This is a genomic window from Nitratireductor indicus C115 (genome assembly GCF_000300515.1).
Lineage (GTDB): Bacteria > Pseudomonadota > Alphaproteobacteria > Rhizobiales > Rhizobiaceae > Nitratireductor > Nitratireductor indicus.
Genome location: NZ_AMSI01000017.1, coordinates 12,892 through 27,129 on the forward strand (window position 1 = coordinate 12,892; position 14,238 = coordinate 27,129).

Annotated in this window: 17 protein-coding genes; 7 read left to right on the forward strand and 10 right to left on the reverse strand. The window is 61.1% G+C overall.

All coding sequences use genetic code 11. The features are described from left to right. Positions 1-189 precede the first annotated feature (189 nt). Together NA8A_RS20230 and pyk are read left to right on the forward strand one after the other, a co-directional pair. Entirely contained in the window at positions 190-672 is a 483-nt protein-coding gene (locus tag NA8A_RS20230; RefSeq protein ID WP_040673234.1) for a DUF1036 domain-containing protein, read from the forward strand. Continuing rightward, complete coding sequence (gene pyk / locus NA8A_RS20235; protein WP_009452261.1) at positions 669-2,105, forward strand: pyruvate kinase; 1,437 nt, start codon at positions 669-671, stop codon at positions 2,103-2,105. The genes NA8A_RS20230 and pyk overlap by 4 nt, the downstream gene beginning before the upstream one ends. Before the next feature lie 68 nt (positions 2,106-2,173). Here the strand turns inward: pyk and NA8A_RS20240 are convergent, their stop codons facing one another. After that, positions 2,174-2,767 carry a tetratricopeptide repeat protein gene (locus NA8A_RS20240; protein ID WP_009452262.1) on the reverse strand — a complete coding sequence of 198 codons (594 nt, stop codon included), beginning with the start codon at positions 2,765-2,767 and terminating at the stop codon, positions 2,174-2,176. 70 nt (positions 2,768-2,837) lie between these two features. Further along, a complete protein-coding gene (gene ykgO / locus NA8A_RS20245; RefSeq protein WP_009452263.1) occupies positions 2,838-2,963 on the reverse strand; it encodes a type B 50S ribosomal protein L36 in 126 nt (41 codons plus the stop codon). 188 nt (positions 2,964-3,151) lie between these two features. Between ykgO and NA8A_RS20250 the strand changes: the two genes are divergently transcribed. Next, positions 3,152-3,559 (forward strand): lysozyme inhibitor LprI family protein, encoded by a 408-nt coding sequence (locus NA8A_RS20250; protein WP_009452264.1) that lies wholly within the window; start codon positions 3,152-3,154, stop codon positions 3,557-3,559. On the opposite strand, the gene NA8A_RS20255 is transcribed toward NA8A_RS20250, so the two are convergent. The 3 genes from NA8A_RS20255 to NA8A_RS20265 form a co-directional block, all read right to left on the reverse strand. Then, the gene (locus tag NA8A_RS20255) at positions 3,546-4,625 is read right to left on the reverse strand and encodes a 5-(carboxyamino)imidazole ribonucleotide synthase (RefSeq protein ID WP_009452265.1); all 1,080 of its coding nucleotides are present in this window, start codon (positions 4,623-4,625) and stop codon (positions 3,546-3,548) included. The genes NA8A_RS20250 and NA8A_RS20255 overlap by 14 nt on opposite strands. A 7-nt stretch (positions 4,626-4,632) precedes the next feature. Beyond that, a complete protein-coding gene (gene purE, locus NA8A_RS20260) occupies positions 4,633-5,133 on the reverse strand; it encodes a 5-(carboxyamino)imidazole ribonucleotide mutase (protein WP_009452266.1) in 501 nt (166 codons plus the stop codon). Between the two features lie 203 nt (positions 5,134-5,336). Further along, the gene (locus NA8A_RS20265; RefSeq protein ID WP_009452267.1) at positions 5,337-5,588 is read right to left on the reverse strand and encodes a YdcH family protein; all 252 of its coding nucleotides are present in this window, start codon (positions 5,586-5,588) and stop codon (positions 5,337-5,339) included. A 187-nt stretch (positions 5,589-5,775) separates the two neighbouring features. Here NA8A_RS20265 and NA8A_RS20270 point away from each other — a divergent pair, with 187 nt between their 5' ends. Continuing rightward, positions 5,776-5,955, forward strand: coding sequence for a YdcH family protein (locus NA8A_RS20270; protein ID WP_009452268.1), 180 nt, complete (start codon positions 5,776-5,778; stop codon positions 5,953-5,955). Positions 5,956-6,033: 78 nt separating this feature from the next. Here NA8A_RS20270 and NA8A_RS20275 read toward each other — a convergent pair whose 3' ends face one another. Further along, positions 6,034-7,308, reverse strand: a complete 1,275-nt coding sequence (locus NA8A_RS20275) for an MFS transporter (protein WP_040673224.1) — start codon at positions 7,306-7,308, stop codon at positions 6,034-6,036. 154 nt (positions 7,309-7,462) lie between these two features. Then, entirely contained in the window at positions 7,463-7,657 is a 195-nt protein-coding gene (locus tag NA8A_RS20280) for a DUF1192 domain-containing protein (RefSeq protein WP_009452270.1), read from the reverse strand. A 134-nt stretch (positions 7,658-7,791) separates the two neighbouring features. Here NA8A_RS20280 and NA8A_RS20285 point away from each other — a divergent pair, with 134 nt between their 5' ends. Further along, on the forward strand, positions 7,792-8,799 hold the full coding sequence (locus tag NA8A_RS20285) for an NAD(P)H-quinone oxidoreductase (protein WP_240532829.1): 1,008 nt from the start codon (positions 7,792-7,794) through the stop codon (positions 8,797-8,799). Positions 8,800-8,907: 108 nt separating this feature from the next. Here NA8A_RS20285 and NA8A_RS20290 read toward each other — a convergent pair whose 3' ends face one another. Further along, positions 8,908-11,106, reverse strand: a complete 2,199-nt coding sequence (locus NA8A_RS20290; RefSeq protein WP_009452272.1) for an esterase-like activity of phytase family protein — start codon at positions 11,104-11,106, stop codon at positions 8,908-8,910. 223 nt (positions 11,107-11,329) lie between these two features. Here NA8A_RS20290 and NA8A_RS20295 point away from each other — a divergent pair, with 223 nt between their 5' ends. Continuing rightward, positions 11,330-12,034 carry a DUF1013 domain-containing protein gene (locus NA8A_RS20295; protein ID WP_009452273.1) on the forward strand — a complete coding sequence of 235 codons (705 nt, stop codon included), beginning with the start codon at positions 11,330-11,332 and terminating at the stop codon, positions 12,032-12,034. 122 nt (positions 12,035-12,156) lie between these two features. Here the strand turns inward: NA8A_RS20295 and NA8A_RS20300 are convergent, their stop codons facing one another. Beyond that, positions 12,157-12,852, reverse strand: coding sequence for a DUF4336 domain-containing protein (locus NA8A_RS20300; RefSeq protein WP_009452274.1), 696 nt, complete (start codon positions 12,850-12,852; stop codon positions 12,157-12,159). A gap of 51 nt (positions 12,853-12,903) precedes the next feature. Here NA8A_RS20300 and NA8A_RS20305 point away from each other — a divergent pair, with 51 nt between their 5' ends. Next, positions 12,904-13,482, forward strand: a complete 579-nt coding sequence (locus NA8A_RS20305; RefSeq protein ID WP_074896707.1) for a TetR/AcrR family transcriptional regulator — start codon at positions 12,904-12,906, stop codon at positions 13,480-13,482. Between the two features lie 35 nt (positions 13,483-13,517). Here the strand turns inward: NA8A_RS20305 and NA8A_RS20310 are convergent, their stop codons facing one another. Continuing rightward, positions 13,518-14,228 carry a helix-turn-helix transcriptional regulator gene (locus NA8A_RS20310; protein ID WP_009452276.1) on the reverse strand — a complete coding sequence of 237 codons (711 nt, stop codon included), beginning with the start codon at positions 14,226-14,228 and terminating at the stop codon, positions 13,518-13,520. Positions 14,229-14,238 lie beyond the last annotated feature (10 nt).

A 14,238-nucleotide genomic window follows, 5' to 3' on the forward strand; every position in this document is an offset into this window, starting at 1 on the left:
CTCGGGTCTGGAGGCTGATGACGTGGCTAAGGGTCTGGTGAATGCGCGATAAACGTTTCCTTTCATGAAGCCTCCGCAATCGCAATGGCTGCGAGGAAACAATTGCATGGCGGCGTCTGGCGCGTTGACAGGCGCGCGCACATTGCCGAAAAGGTAGATATGCTCAGTTCGGGATCAAGGGTCTCTAATATGCTTCGACGGGCGTCACGCGCGAACTGCCGGGGGGCTTTTCTGCTTGCTGCTTGCGTCGGACTGCTAGGTATGCTGGCCGCTCCCACGCCGGCCTTCGCGGATTTTCGCGTCTGCAACTCCACCCAGAATCTGGTTGGCGTTGCCATAGGCTATCGCACCAGCAGTGGCTGGGTGAGCGAAGGTTGGTGGCAGATCGATAAATCGAGCTGCAAGACGCTGATCGAAGGGCCGCTCGAATCGCGTTATTATTATCTTTATGCGGAAGATGCGGCGCGTGGCGGGCGCTGGGAAGGGCCGACGCAGATGTGCATCGCCCTGACCGAGTTCAAGATCGCGGGCACCAACGATTGCTTTGCACGCGGTTTCCAGCGGGCTGGCTTCCAGGAATATGACACGAGGGAACAGGAAAACTGGATGGTGGATCTGACGGACGGCCCGCAAGACACCGGCGCTCTCACCGGAGCGGGTGGAACCCAATGAGGCGCAACCGCAAGGTCAAGATTCTCGCCACCCTGGGGCCTGCCTCTTCCGATGAAGCCATGATTCACCGCCTTGTGCAGGCGGGCGCGGATGTCTTCCGCATCAATATGAGCCATTCCAGCCACGATCTGATGCGCACATTGGTTGAGCGCATCCGCAAGGTGGAAAAGGAAGCGGGGCATCCGATCGGCATTCTTGCCGATCTGCAGGGGCCGAAACTGCGTGTCGGCACTTTTGCGGAGAAGAGTGTCGAGCTCGAAGTCGGGCAGAAGTTTACCCTCGACGACAATACCGCACCCGGCGACAAGACGCGGGTACACCTGCCTCATCCCGAAATTCTCAAATCGGTCGAGCCCGGTCACCGGCTTCTGATCGATGACGGGCGTTTGCAGCTCAAGGCGCTCAAGAACGACGGCAAGTCCATCCTCTGCGAAGTGGTCGCCGGCACGAAAATCTCCGACCGCAAGGGCGTCAGCCTGCCGGATACGGATCTGCCGATGGGCGCGCTGACGGAAAAGGACCGCAAGGACCTCGATGCCGTGCTCGCCGCAGACGTGGACTGGATCGCACTGTCGTTCATTCAGCGGCCGGAAGACCTGGCTGAAGTGCGCAAGGTTGCCCGTGGCCGCGCCTCGCTGCTGGCCAAGATCGAGAAGCCCCAGGCGGTGAAGCGGCTGGCCGAGATCATCGAACTGTCCGATGCGCTGATGGTGGCGCGCGGTGATCTGGGCGTGGAAATGCCGCTGGAAATGGTTCCTGGCATTCAGAAGCAGATCACGCGGGCATGCCGCCGCGCCGGCAAGCCGGTGGTGGTGGCCACGCAGATGCTCGAATCGATGATTGCTGCTCCGGTGCCGACGCGCGCCGAAGTTTCGGATGTCGCCACGGCGGTGTTCGAGGGAGCGGATGCGATCATGCTGTCCGCTGAATCGGCAGCCGGTGAATACCCCGTCGAGGCGGTTTCCACGATGGATTCCATCGCCCGGCAGGTGGAGCGCGACCCGACCTACAACGATATCATCAATGGTCAGCGCGGAGAGCCCGAGGCGACGGGCGCGGACGCCATCTCCATGGCGGCGCGCCAGATTGCCGAGACGCTGAACCTGTCTGCGATCATCTGCTACACCTCCTCCGGCACAACAGGCCTGCGGGCCGCGCGCGAACGACCCCGCGTTCCAGTCGTGGCGCTGTCTCCGGTGGTGGAGACCGCACGGCGGCTTTCGCTCGTGTGGGGCATGCACTGCGTCGTTACCGAGGATGCGAGCGATCTCGACGACATGGTCAATCGGGCCTGCCGGATCGCGTATCAGCAAAATCTCGCAAAGCCGGGCGATCGCGTGATCATCACGGCAGGCGTTCCCCTCGGGACGCCAGGCGCGACCAACATGCTGCGCATCGCCTATATCGGTTCCGATGGTCTTGGCGGTATCTGAAGCCGCTTTGGCGTTGGGTTGAAAGGTGTTTTTGGGTTCAGGTGATCTCACCTGAACAGCAACACGCTCTATATGCCCCGACCGTCCAGCTTGTCCGAGATTTCGGACATGGCCTTTTGCGCGCTGCGCAACATCGGGTAGACGTCCAGAATCTGCTCATAGACGGCAAGCGCCTGTTCGTTGCGGTTGGTGTCCTGGAAAATGCGGGCCATGCCCGCCAGAGCGCCGAAGTGACGGGGTTCCAGTTCCAAAACGCGTGAAATGTCGGCCATGGACCGCGCATAATCCTTGCGCATGAAATGCACCGTGGCGCGGCGATTCCAGCCCTCGGCATAATCGGGGTAAAGCAGAACAAGCTGGTCGAGGAAGTCGAGTGCGACGGAGAATTTCTCCGCCTTCACGGCATCGTTCGCCCAGCCCATCAAGAGAGCCGCGGTATCTCCGGCGGCGTTGGTCCAGGTCTCGCCGATGCGCAAGGCTATGCGCCGCGCAGCCTGTTCGTTGCGCTCGCGTTTCAAATCCATGAAGAGCTTGTCGAGGCGGGATGTGCCAGCTTGACCGGCGCTCGCAACCGCTTCGTCCTGTTGCGGACGATCCTCGGCCCACGCCAGAGGCGAGGCCGTCAGAAACGCGATGCTCAGGATTGCGAGGAATCGTACCATGCCGCGATCATACGCGCGGCAAGGCTTAGTGAAAACTGACTTTCGCGTGAATGCCGCCAGAGCGCGGCAATCAGCCCTGCCGTGCCTTGAAGCGCGGGTTGGACTTGTTGATGATGTAGATGCGGCCCTTGCGGCGGACCAGGCGGTTTTCCCGGTGGCGGGTCTTCAGCGCTTTCAGCGAGTTCTTGATCTTCATCGGTCTTGTCCATGGTTGGGCCAGATGGCCCGCAAACAACAAGGCGCGCAGAGATCGGCGCGCCAAAAGAGTTGCGAGGCTCTTAGACGAGGATGCTTGTCCGTGTCAACCATCTGGAGGGTTTCCGATTGCGTTTGAGGGCGTGGCTGATGTTCAATCGGGCGGGTGGAAGAGAATCGGAGACCGGAATGCTTTCAGGAAAACTCATTCATGCATTTCTCATTGCCTCGTCCTTCGCAATTGCCGCTCCGGCGATCGCGCAGGAGCCGGATTGCAAGGACCCGCAGACGCAATCGGACATGACGATCTGCGCGGGCAGGGACTATCAGGCAGCCGACAAGAACCTCAACGCGAGCTATTCCAAGGTCAGGGAGCGCCTTGCGGATGACGAGCCCGGGCGGAAGGCGCTTCTGGAAGCACAGCGCGCCTGGATCAAGTTCCGCGACGCGGAATGCGCTTTCTCGACCATGGGCACGGAGGGCGGTTCAATCCAGCCGATGCTCAAGGCCATGTGCCTGACCGAGCTGACGGAGCAGCGTACCCAGCAGCTGGATGCCCACGCGACTTGCGAGGAGGGTGACGTCACCTGCTCCTGACGCGGGTGAAGTGACCCATCTTTCGGCCGGGCCGGCTTTCGGCCTTGCCATAGAGGTGCAGCAGCAGATCGGGCTCGCGCAGAAGTTCGGGAGCTTGCAGCACCTCATCCCCAATCAGATTCTCCATGACACAGTCGGAATGCCGCCCCGTTGAACCGAGCGGCAGGCCGGCAACGGCGCGGATGTGCTGCTCGAACTGGGACACCGTACAGGCGGCTTCCGTCCAGTGACCTGAATTGTGTACGCGCGGCGCCATCTCATTGGCGAGGATGCGGCCGGAATCGAGAACGAAGAACTCAACGCCGATCACGCCGACATAGCCCAGCGCTGCAAGGATGTCATGGGCTGCCCGGCGCGCCGCATCGGCGGTTTCCGGTGCTATCTCGGCAGGCACCGACGAGCGATGAAGAATGCCGTCGCGGTGGACGTTTTCCACGGGGTCGTAAACGGCGACCGATCCATCCATGCCGCGCGCTGCGATCACCGATACCTCGCGAACGAAAGGCACGAGCCCCTCAAGGATCAGCGGGACATTCCCCATCGCTTCGAATGCACCGACGGCGCTTTCGGGCGTTGCGGAACGAAAGACGCGCTGACCTTTGCCGTCGTAGCCCATGCGGCGCGTTTTCAGCACGCCGTTGCCTGAAAAACGTTCCAGCCCGGCCGCCAGATCGGCATCGCTGTCCACAGAAACGAAGGGTGCTGTGGATATCCCGGCTGAATTGAGGAAAATCTTCTCCGTCAGGCGGTCCTGGGCGGCTTCCAGCGCATCCGGTGGAGGAAATACCGACACCCGTTCGGACAGGGTGCGGGTGATGCAGACCGGCACGTTCTCGAATTCGTAAGTGATCACGTCGCTGCAATCGGCGAGTTTTCGCAATGCAGCAGGATCATCATATTCAGCGTGGATGAAAATGTTGGCCACCTGCGCCGCAGGACTGTCCTTGGCGGGATCGAGGATGGCGATGCGGTAGCCGAGGCGGGCAGCGGCCATGGCGAGCATGCGGCCAAGCTGGCCTCCGCCGAGAATGCCGATGGTGGCGCCGGGAGAGAGGGGTTCGTTCATGGTTTTGTCAGTTGGGTTCGTCGACCGGATAGTCGGCGACCTTTGCCGTCTGGGCGGCGCGCCAGGCGTCGAGGCGGTCGGCGAGATCGTCATCGTGAAGAGCCAGAACCGCTGCAGCGAGCAGGGCCGCATTGACGGCGCCCGCGCGACCGATCGCCAGCGTTCCGACGGGAATGCCGGCGGGCATCTGAACGATGGACAGGAGCGAATCCTGACCGGACAGCGCCTTTGATTCAACGGGAACGCCAAAGACGGGAAGGGGGGTCATGGCGGCCGTCATGCCAGGCAGGTGGGCCGCTCCGCCGGCGCCGGCAATAATGACCTCGAAGCCTTCGTCCCGGGCGCTGCGCGCAAATTCGTACAACCGTTCCGGCGTACGGTGCGCAGAGACGATGCGTGCCTCGTATTCAATGCCGAGCGCGTCCAGCGTATCGGCTGCGTGGCGCATCGTCGTCCAGTCGGACTGGCTTCCCATGATGATTGCCACGGGGGCTGATCGTTCGGCCATGCAATCCCCTCGTTTCGACCGCTTCATCGCGTCCCGCAGGATTTTCCATTGGGGGATGAAACGGGCCGCCCGTTGTTTCCGTTGCGTTCATGCAACGCCGGGTGATTTCGCCTGACTGCAAAATCTTTAAGGGGCAGGCTGTAGTCAATACTGGTCGGAACCGCAAGCCCGGCAAGGCATACAGGCGAAAAGACAACAGCTATTCAGGCGATTATGTCCGGTATGATGCGGTCCTCAAGCTGCTGCATCTTGTCCTTGCAGGACAGCTTCTTCTTTTTCATGCGCTGGATGCGCAAGGGATCGCAGCCGGTCGCGATCATGGCCTGAATTGCGGCATCGAAATCCGCATGATCCTGTTTGAGGCGCGCCAATTCGAGACGAATGTCCGCCTGTTCCTGTTCCGATGTTACCACTGAGCGCTGATCCACGAGCGAGCAATTCTTGCGCAAAATCATAGTTTTGTGTGCACTGCCGAAATGAACGACAGCGCGCGGCTTATACCACATTTTGTCGCGACGGAAAATCCTACCAGCTTCTGTTCGACAAGCCACAATTGCGGTGGCACACTCTTTTCTGTGGCCGGTCTGCGTGGACAGGTGCCCGCGCCGGCACGATAACGAGGAAACGAAGGAGATCCAAATCATGTCTCTTGAATCCCATCTTGCCGAGTTGAAGCGCAAGCACGGAGAACTGGAGCGCGAACTTGACGACGCCAAGCTTCATCCGTCCGTCGACGAACTCGATCTTGCCGAACTCAAACGACGCAAGTTGGCCATCAAGGATGAGATTGAGAAGCTCGTAATGGGTCACACCCGCCATTAACGGATTTCCGCAGCCATTGAGGTTTAAGGCCCCCGCATCCCAGACCACGGATGCGGGGGCTTTCGTTTTCAGGGGCCGTTATTTCGCGCCTTCGAAATCGGCTCCATCCGTTTCTTCGTCCGTGTCGCTGCGCGGGTCGAGGACCGCGGCCTGCGGGGTGGCGGCGCGCTCGGACGGCAGCGTCTTGAAGGCTTCGCGTTCTTCTGCGGGTATGGGCGCGCGCCTGGAAATGCGCAGCAACGCATAGCCGGCAAGGGCCATATGGGCGAGGGCTGTGATGAGAAACAGGGTTTCGGGCTTGAACCATTCCATCATGAAACCGCCGAAGAGAGGCCCAAGCATGGTGCCGAACCCATAGAGCAGAAGCAGGCCGCTTGAGACCTTCACGAATTCCTCGGGGGATGCGTGGTCATTCGCGTGTGCGACGATGATTGAATAGAGCGTATAGGCGAAGGCCCCGTAGATGGCGGTCATCACGACAACGGTGGTTCCGTCACGCGGTGCGGTAAAGAGGATGATCAGCCCAATGAGCCCCGAGCCGAAGGCTGCACCGCTGATGACCAGACGGCGGTCGATACGATCCGAAAGGCGCCCGGCTGGTAATTGCAGGGAGGCGCCAGCGAGTACGGCGATGCTCATCATGGTGGCGATCTGCAGTGTGGAAATGCCGATCTCGCCGCCATAGACCGGACCGAGCGTGCCCCAGGCGCCATTGGCGATGCCGATCAGGACGCAACCGATCACGGCCACTGGCGAATTGCTGTAAAGCGCCTTGAGGTCAAGGGAGACTTCCGCGAGAGGCTGCGGAGTGACCGCTTTCGACACGGCTGTCGGAATGAGCGCCAGGCAGAACAGAATGCCTGCCGTCATGAAGAGCAAGGTGTTGGAGACATCGCCGAAAGCCACCGTCATCTGGCCCGCCGTCAGCGCGGCATAGGTGATGATCATGTAGACACCGAACACGGTGCCGCGGTTCTCGTTGGTGGATTTCTCGTTCAGCCAGCTCTCGATCACCATGAATGCGCCGGCCATGATGAAACCGGTGAAGGCGCGCAGCACGATCCAGGCAACCGATTCGATCCACATCCCTGTCAGAAGTGCGATGATCGCGCCGGAAGCGGCGAATGCGCCGAAGGCGCGCACGTGTCCCACGCGGCGCACCAGCCGCGGACCGAAGATACAGCCAGCGATGAAACCCGCCGCCCAGGCTGTACCGAGCGTGCCCAGGGCCGCCGTTGGAAAGCCTTCCATCTGACCACGCAACGGCAAAAGCAGACCATGCAATCCGGAGCCCGTCAGCAGGAAGGCCGTTCCCAGCAGGAGAGCGGTGATCGAGACGAGGGGTGACAGCATGAAAACCCGTTCCGCGTAAAAAGTGTTCGTTTCCGGCCCCGGCGATGCTGCCAAAGGCCTTCGCTCGATTTCGTGGCAGGAAAGAGGCTGTTGCCGTTTTGCCTGCGGCTTCCGGTCTTTGACCCACGCGGTTATCCGCGTTTTGACCACGCGGTTATCCGCGTTTAAACAACGCCTCGGCCGCGTTTCGGGTTGCACCCTTGCTGGCGACCTCCTGTTCCAGCCGGACGATCTCCTCCCGCAACTGGCCAATCCGCTTCTGCAGCTCGTCGACCGACAGGAGGGAAAGATCCTGCCCGATCTGATGGCCGACCGCGGGTTTGGTCTCGTTTTCGTCGAAAATACTCATGACGCTTCTCCCGTTGCCTCCCGCCTGCTTCGCGATGCATAACCGGGAGGTCCGTTTGGCTTCGTGCCGCGATCCACCCGACAGTCTGCTCCGCCCATGTTCTTGCGGATCAGCTGCAAATCAGCAGGGGCATCATGGAACAAAATGCGCTTCCCGAGAAGATGACGGCCGTGGCGATCAGCGAACCCGGCGGTCCCATGGTCCTGAAACCGGAACAGAGAGCGGTTCCGAGACCGGGGCCGGGGGAAATCCTCCTGCGTGTGCGGGCGGCGGGCATCAATCGTCCCGATGTCCTGCAGCGCAAGGGAGCCTATCCGCCGCCGCCGGATGCTTCCGACCTGCCGGGTCTCGAAGCTGCGGGTGAAGTCGCGGCGATCGGCGAAGGCGTGAAGCGCTGGCAGGTTGGAGACCGTGTGACGGCGTTGACGCCGGGTGGCGGCTACGCCGAATTCTGTGTTGTGCATGAAACCAATGCCCTGCCGGTACCGCACGGTTTCACGTTCACGGAAGCAGCCGCGGTGCCTGAAACCTATTTCACCGTCTGGCACAATGTGTTCCAGCGCGGTGGGCTTCGCGAGGGGGAAACACTGCTCGTGCATGGCGGGTCGTCGGGTATCGGCACGACGGCGATACAGCTTGCCGCCGCCCTCGGGTCGAAGGTGATCGCGACGGCGGGATCGGCCGAAAAATGCGCCGCCTGCGCCGCGCTGGGCGCAGTACGCGCCATCAATTATCGGGAGGAGGATTTCGTTGCCGCCGTGAAGGAGGAGACGGACGGCCGAGGGGCCGATGTCATCCTTGACATGATCGGCGGCGATTATGTGGACCGTAATTATTCGGCGGCAGCGATGGACGGCCGCATCGTGCAGATCGCGTTTCTCAACGGAGCGAAGGCGACGGCGGATTTCTCCAAGCTGATGATGAAACGGCTCACGCATACGGGATCCACGTTGCGGCCGCGCTCGGTTGCTTTCAAGGCGCGGATCGCAACTGACCTCGAAGCTCATGTCTGGCCGCTTTTCGCCGCCCGCAAGATCGCACCCGTTATGGACATGATCTACCCGTTGCATGAAGCCTGGCGGGCGCATGAGCGTATGGAAGAAGGGGCGCATATCGGAAAGATCGTGCTCGACGTTTCCTGAAGCGGCTCATCGTTTTATGGGAGCGCATAACATCGTCGCCACACGCCTCTCAAACGGGAAACCCCGGCCTTGCGGCCGGGGCTTGCTGCCTTGGGAGGCTGAGGCGGGTCAGTTCACGGCGTCGAGCTTGCCGAGATTGACGAAGATCGTCTCACCGGAAGAATCGTCCACACCATCATTGTCGGTGACGAAATAGGCGGTGCCGTCAGCGTCGATGGTGAAGCCTTCGATCTTGTCGACCACATAGCCGTTGGTGGCGGTCTTCATGTCGCCGATCAGGTCGCGCACCAGCGTCTTCTCGACGGCGGGCAGTTCCGAGCCGAGAGCGACTGGCTTGAAGCCTTCAAGCGAGACGGTATAGAGCTTCTTGATCTTCGCTGCGGTGCCGATCTGGTTGTCGCGCTCGATGATGTAGAGCTTGCCGTTGTGGGCGGTTATCTCCGAAAGGCCGACCCAGCCCTTTTCTGCGGCGTCGAGCGGATAGCGCACGGCGGACCACTCCTTGGAGGCGGGCTTGTAGGCGACCAGCTTCACCTGACCCTTGGGATCGTCCTTCCATTCGCGCTGAATGGCCATAACGAGCATCTGGTCGTCGCCTTCGCCAACGGTCGTGATGCCTTCCATGCCGAAGCGTACCTGATTGGCGCGGAGTTCCAGCGGGAAGCCGATCTCCTTGCGAATGCGACCTTCAGCGTCCACCTGATAGAGCGCGTGGGGCGTAAGCTTGTTGCTGTCGCCTTCCGAAGCGAGCCAGAACCCACCCTTGCCATCGGCCACGATGCCTTCGAGGTCGAGCTTCTGCGCAGCCGCACCGTCCCGTGTGATAGCGATCTTGCGGGTGATGCTGGCGGGCTTCTTCGTGGCGTCGATGGCGAAGATCGCCGGAGCGTTGCGGTAGAAGGAATCGGAAACCGCATAGAGCATGCCGGGCTTCTCAGGGTCGGCGGCGAGACCGGACAGGGCGCCCCAGCCAATGGGCGCGCCGCTTTCGTCATTTACCGACGCGATGGTCGGATAGGCAGCCGGGCCGTCGCTCAGTTCGTAGAGCATGACGTGGGAACGTGCGCCGCCATCTTCCACCAGATCGGTTTCGTTGGCCGTGACGAGCAGGTTGCGCTCAGGAATGGCGACGAGACCCTCGGGGCCGATTCCGGAGGGGAGCACCTGTACGAATTCGGGAACGGCTCCGGTGTCGCGATAGACAACGATCATCGAAGCGCGCTCCAGCGCAACGAAGATATATTGCTGGTCGCGGAACTTCGCGACTTCGAGACCCTCGGGCTCTGTGCCCTTGGCATCGGAACGCTTGTCGGGATAGTGGCCTGCGGTAGCGGCGCGGTATTCGAGATCGGTGCCGGAATCGAACAAAACCTCCCCCGATTTCGAGAAGATGCTGAAGCTGCGCGAGCCGCCCTCGTAGTCGCCTTCATTGGCAATGACGAGGCGGTTGTCGTCGAGCCATTTCACGGCGTCGGGCTCACGCTTCAAGTCGGTGGCAGCCTGATCGAATGCAATGGCGCCATTGTCGAGGGTATCGATGCCCTTCTGGCTGACGGTGCCTGCGGAGAAGTGGCTGATCACTTCGCCGGTCTGTGCCGAAACGATGGCAATATGGTTGTTTTCCTGCAGGGTGACGGCAATCTCGCCGGCATCGTTGAAGTCGACGAATTCGGGCTCGGGATCTTCCGGAGCGATTTCGGCAAGACCGGTGAGGGAGACCGTCTTCATGCTCGCGCAATCGGGCGTGCCGTCATTGAGCGTGAAAATCTTCAGGTCGCCTGCCGGCATCTGCGGGAGAGCACCGTCACTCAGGTCCTCGTCGCGTTCGTTCTCGATGGCGACGGCAAGAAAGCGCTGGTCGGCGCTGACCGCAACCGAATCGGGCTGTCCGCCCAGGTCGCAGGATTTCTCCGTCGTGCGTGCGGCCATATCGATAATGGCCAGATTGCCCGAGGGGTTCGTGTAGCTTTCGGAGGTGTTTACAGCAGCGATGGCCTTCATGCCGACAACGCCGACAGATGTGGGTTCCCCATCCAGCGAAAGGGCGCCGCCGGCCTTGGGGGCCTTGGGATCGGAGATGTCGACGATGCCGACGCCGCCGAGCGGGCTGTCCGAATAAATCAATGTTTTGCCATCGGCGCTGCGGGCGATGATCTCGGAGGATGTTTCCGTTGCCGGATCGGCATCGGCTGGCAGGTTTCCAGCTACCGGAAAGGCGGCAATCCTCTTGAATGTCATTTCGGCGTAAGCCGGTGCGGCTGCCGTGGTGCCAAGCAGCAGGCTCAGAATTAATGTGCGGCTTTTCATGATCGAAGCTTCCTCAAGACCCAGAGGGCGGCACAATCGTCAGCCTCGATTTCAAACAGATGACGTAACCATAACAATTCCATGACACTTCTCGCGGAGTTGTTACGTGCATTTTGTTGCGCTGGCCGCGCGTTTCAGTTTATAAGGGGCCATATTCCCAACATCGGTGGTAATGACCACCGCCCGCGCCAGGGACGCGGGCGAAGGAAGAGGATTCTTGTCTATGGCCAATACGCTTCTCATGCCAAAGGCCACCGCCGTGTGGCTGGTCGACAACACGGCGCTGACGTTCGATCAGATCGCCGAGTTCTGCAAACTGCATCCGCTCGAGGTTAGCGCCATCGCCGATGGCGATGCCGCGCAGGGCATCAAGGGCATGGACCCGGTCATGACCGGCCAGCTCACGCGCGAGGAGATCGCGACCGCGGAGCGTGATCCGAACCACAAGCTGAAGCTTTCGGAGCCGAAGGTGCGGGTGCCGGAAACCAAGCGCAAGGGGCCGCGCTATACGCCGCTCTCCAAGCGTCAGGACCGCCCGAACGCCATTCTGTGGCTGGTGCGCAACCATCCCGAACTGAAGGATGCCCAGATTTCTCGTCTCGTGGGCACGACCAAGTCGACCATCGAGCAGATTCGCGAGCGCACGCACTGGAATTCGGCCAATCTCGTGCCGATGGATCCGGTGACGCTCGGGCTGTGCTCGCAGATCGATCTCGATCTCGAAGTGCAGCGCGCGGCGCGTTATGCACCGCCTGCCGCGCCTGCTGGCGATACGCTGCTGCCAGCTTCGCAGACCGAAGGTCTGTCGGTGGAGAATGCGCAGGGCGACGACCACGGTCACGAGGAAAAGGAACTCGACGCCGAGGCCGTCTTTGCCAAGCTTTCCTCGCTCAAGTCCCGTTCCGAGGACGAGGAAGACGAGGAGTAAGTCTTCCTTATTTCCAGCGGTTTTGGAGCGCCGTGTATCGTTTCGGATGCACGGCGCTCTTTCTTTTTTGGGTTTCCGCATCCAAGCTGGCGTGCGGTGAACTCGCCTGACTGCAAAACGTTCTAGTCTCTGATGAGCCAGCTGAAAGCGCGTTTCAGAAACGCTTTTCCATTGCCGGTTACCGGCGGGCCATGGGCAATCAGGACATTTTCAGTCGGCCAGGCCAGTATGGCCTGCAGGGCTTGGCGGGCAGCCACCCGGTCCGTGAAAGCCATCCGGAATTTTCGCGGGACGGTCGGTTCGGGCGCGGTCATCAGGTCAAGCCGGGCGATGAGCGCGCGCCACCCTTTGAACCATCCTCGCGGAAACTGTTGCAGCAAGTCCGTGAAGATCGCCGTCCGGCTGGCGCGATGGAACAGAACGGCCTCGGTGGTAATCCGGTTTCCGGGAACCAACACGATATCGAGGTCTTCCGCCCATTCGGGGATGGGGTTTTTGCCGAGTTCGCCCGTGACGGAACGTTCAGACCATGTCTCGCGCAGGCCGGGTGCAACAAAAACGAAGGCTTGCGGGCAGGCGTGCCGCCAATCGCCGAGAAAGCTGTCATGCAGGCTGTTTGGCGCGACCAGATAGCGAATTTGCCCTAGACTTTCGACAGCCGAATGCAGGTCGTTCGAATATGCGACGGGAGACCAGAGCATGAGGTCTCCGCCGGTTAGGCGCATGACCGTCATCCGGGTCGGGTAGTGAAATCCGGCCGCCGCGGTCACGATGGGGCCATCAGAAATCCAGATGTTCGGGCCGAATTCTTCCAGCATTGCCAAGCCTTCCAAGTTTACATATGTGCAAAATTGCACTATTGTATAAAAATGACAAGCCTGAGACGCACCTCCCGCTCGCGAGAGCAGATTCTTGCTGCTGCCGATGCCGCTTTCCGAGAGTTCGGAATTGGGGGAACCTCAATGGAAGAGATTGCGTACCGCGCGGGGCTGACGCGGCGGACCGTCTACAATCTCTTCGGTTCGAAGGAGGAAATCGCCCTCAGCCTGATTGCGCGTGCCGAAGCGGACGATGCCAGATATCGCGCGCTGATGACATCGAATGAGGATGCCGTGGCGCTCATGGAATTGGTGTTGATCGACAGCGCGCGCTGGTGCCTCGCCAATCCCGCATTGGCATTCCTTGCGCTTGCTCCGGCCGTGAGGCCGTCGGTCGAGCTGCCTCGGGACCGTCCATCATTCCAGGGGCTCGTGCGGGACATTCTGAAACTCGGCCAGGTGCAAGCGCGGATCCGGCCGGACGAAACGGCCGAATTCATGACGCTCATCCTGCTGGGCGTCTATGGACAAGCCATGCTGAACGCTCTCCCGAAAGGGGTGATCGAAGAGAGCGAAATCCGCCGAATCATACGCCTGGTGCTTGAAGGCATCGGCGTTGCAAGACCCTGATTGCCTGACAAGAGCATGGCCGTGAGAGCGTGTGCTCAGCTCGCGCAGGCGCGGCCTGCCATGGCTTCGTGCATCTCCATGCGGCGGTAGAAATCGGCAAGCTGCTTCCCGCGCTCGGGGCGGAAAGTGCGTCCGGCAAGCGAGGTTGCGGCGATCCGGTCTATGCGGAATGTGCGGAAATCGCCGCGCAACTCGCACCAGGCGACAAGCGTCCAGACCTTTCCCCAGAACCACAGGCCAAGGGGGCGCACGTCCCGCTCGGAACCGCGGCCTGCCTCGTCATTATAGTCGAGACGCAAAACCTCGCGCTTCTCCACCGCGCGCTCGAGCGCATCGATGGTTTGCCGGTCCGTGTCGCTCACCACCCAGCGAGGTGTGTGAATCTCCGTCCGGTCGATGCGGTCGCGCTCCTGTTCGGGAAGCACCGTGCCGATTTTCACGAGTGCCTCTTCGGCAGCCCTCGCCATTGCAGCGCCACCGAAGGCGCGCACCATGCGCGCGCCTGCGACAAGCGATACGATCTCGTCACGCGTGAACATGAGCGGGGGGAGTTCGAACCCCTCCCGCATGAGATAGCCTACGCCAGCCTCCCCGTCGATCGGCACGCCGGTCGACTGGAGGTCGGCGATATCGCGATAGATCGTGCGCTCGGAAACCTCCAGGCGCTCGCTGAGAAGGCGCGCGGTGACAAGTCGGCCGCCGCGAAGATGCTGTACGATCTGAAATAGTCGGTCAGCACGGCGCATGCGTTATTCT

Bases quoted from the DNA above. Each gene is read 5' to 3' on its own strand.
- purE (WP_009452266.1), bottom strand. From the start codon at position 5,133: ATGGCCGAACGATCAGCCCCCGTGGCAATCATCATGGGAAGCCAGTCC.
- NA8A_RS20250 (WP_009452264.1), top strand. From the start codon at position 3,152: ATGCTTTCAGGAAAACTCATTCATGCATTTCTCATTGCCTCGTCCTTC.
- NA8A_RS20230 (WP_040673234.1), top strand. From the start codon at position 190: ATGCTTCGACGGGCGTCACGCGCGAACTGCCGGGGGGCTTTTCTGCTT.
- NA8A_RS20295 (WP_009452273.1), top strand. From the start codon at position 11,330: ATGGCCAATACGCTTCTCATGCCAAAGGCCACCGCCGTGTGGCTGGTC.
- pyk (WP_009452261.1), top strand. From the start codon at position 669: ATGAGGCGCAACCGCAAGGTCAAGATTCTCGCCACCCTGGGGCCTGCC.
- NA8A_RS20285 (WP_240532829.1), top strand. From the start codon at position 7,792: ATGGAACAAAATGCGCTTCCCGAGAAGATGACGGCCGTGGCGATCAGC.
- NA8A_RS20280 (WP_009452270.1), bottom strand. From the start codon at position 7,657: ATGAGTATTTTCGACGAAAACGAGACCAAACCCGCGGTCGGCCATCAG.
- NA8A_RS20255 (WP_009452265.1), bottom strand. From the start codon at position 4,625: ATGAACGAACCCCTCTCTCCCGGCGCCACCATCGGCATTCTCGGCGGA.
- NA8A_RS20290 (WP_009452272.1), bottom strand. From the start codon at position 11,106: ATGAAAAGCCGCACATTAATTCTGAGCCTGCTGCTTGGCACCACGGCA.
- NA8A_RS20270 (WP_009452268.1), top strand. From the start codon at position 5,776: ATGTCTCTTGAATCCCATCTTGCCGAGTTGAAGCGCAAGCACGGAGAA.
- NA8A_RS20275 (WP_040673224.1), bottom strand. From the start codon at position 7,308: ATGCTGTCACCCCTCGTCTCGATCACCGCTCTCCTGCTGGGAACGGCC.
- NA8A_RS20300 (WP_009452274.1), bottom strand. From the start codon at position 12,852: ATGCTGGAAGAATTCGGCCCGAACATCTGGATTTCTGATGGCCCCATC.
- NA8A_RS20305 (WP_074896707.1), top strand. From the start codon at position 12,904: ATGACAAGCCTGAGACGCACCTCCCGCTCGCGAGAGCAGATTCTTGCT.
- NA8A_RS20310 (WP_009452276.1), bottom strand. From the start codon at position 14,228: ATGCGCCGTGCTGACCGACTATTTCAGATCGTACAGCATCTTCGCGGC.
- NA8A_RS20265 (WP_009452267.1), bottom strand. From the start codon at position 5,588: ATGATTTTGCGCAAGAATTGCTCGCTCGTGGATCAGCGCTCAGTGGTA.
- ykgO (WP_009452263.1), bottom strand. From the start codon at position 2,963: ATGAAGATCAAGAACTCGCTGAAAGCGCTGAAGACCCGCCACCGGGAA.
- NA8A_RS20240 (WP_009452262.1), bottom strand. From the start codon at position 2,767: ATGGTACGATTCCTCGCAATCCTGAGCATCGCGTTTCTGACGGCCTCG.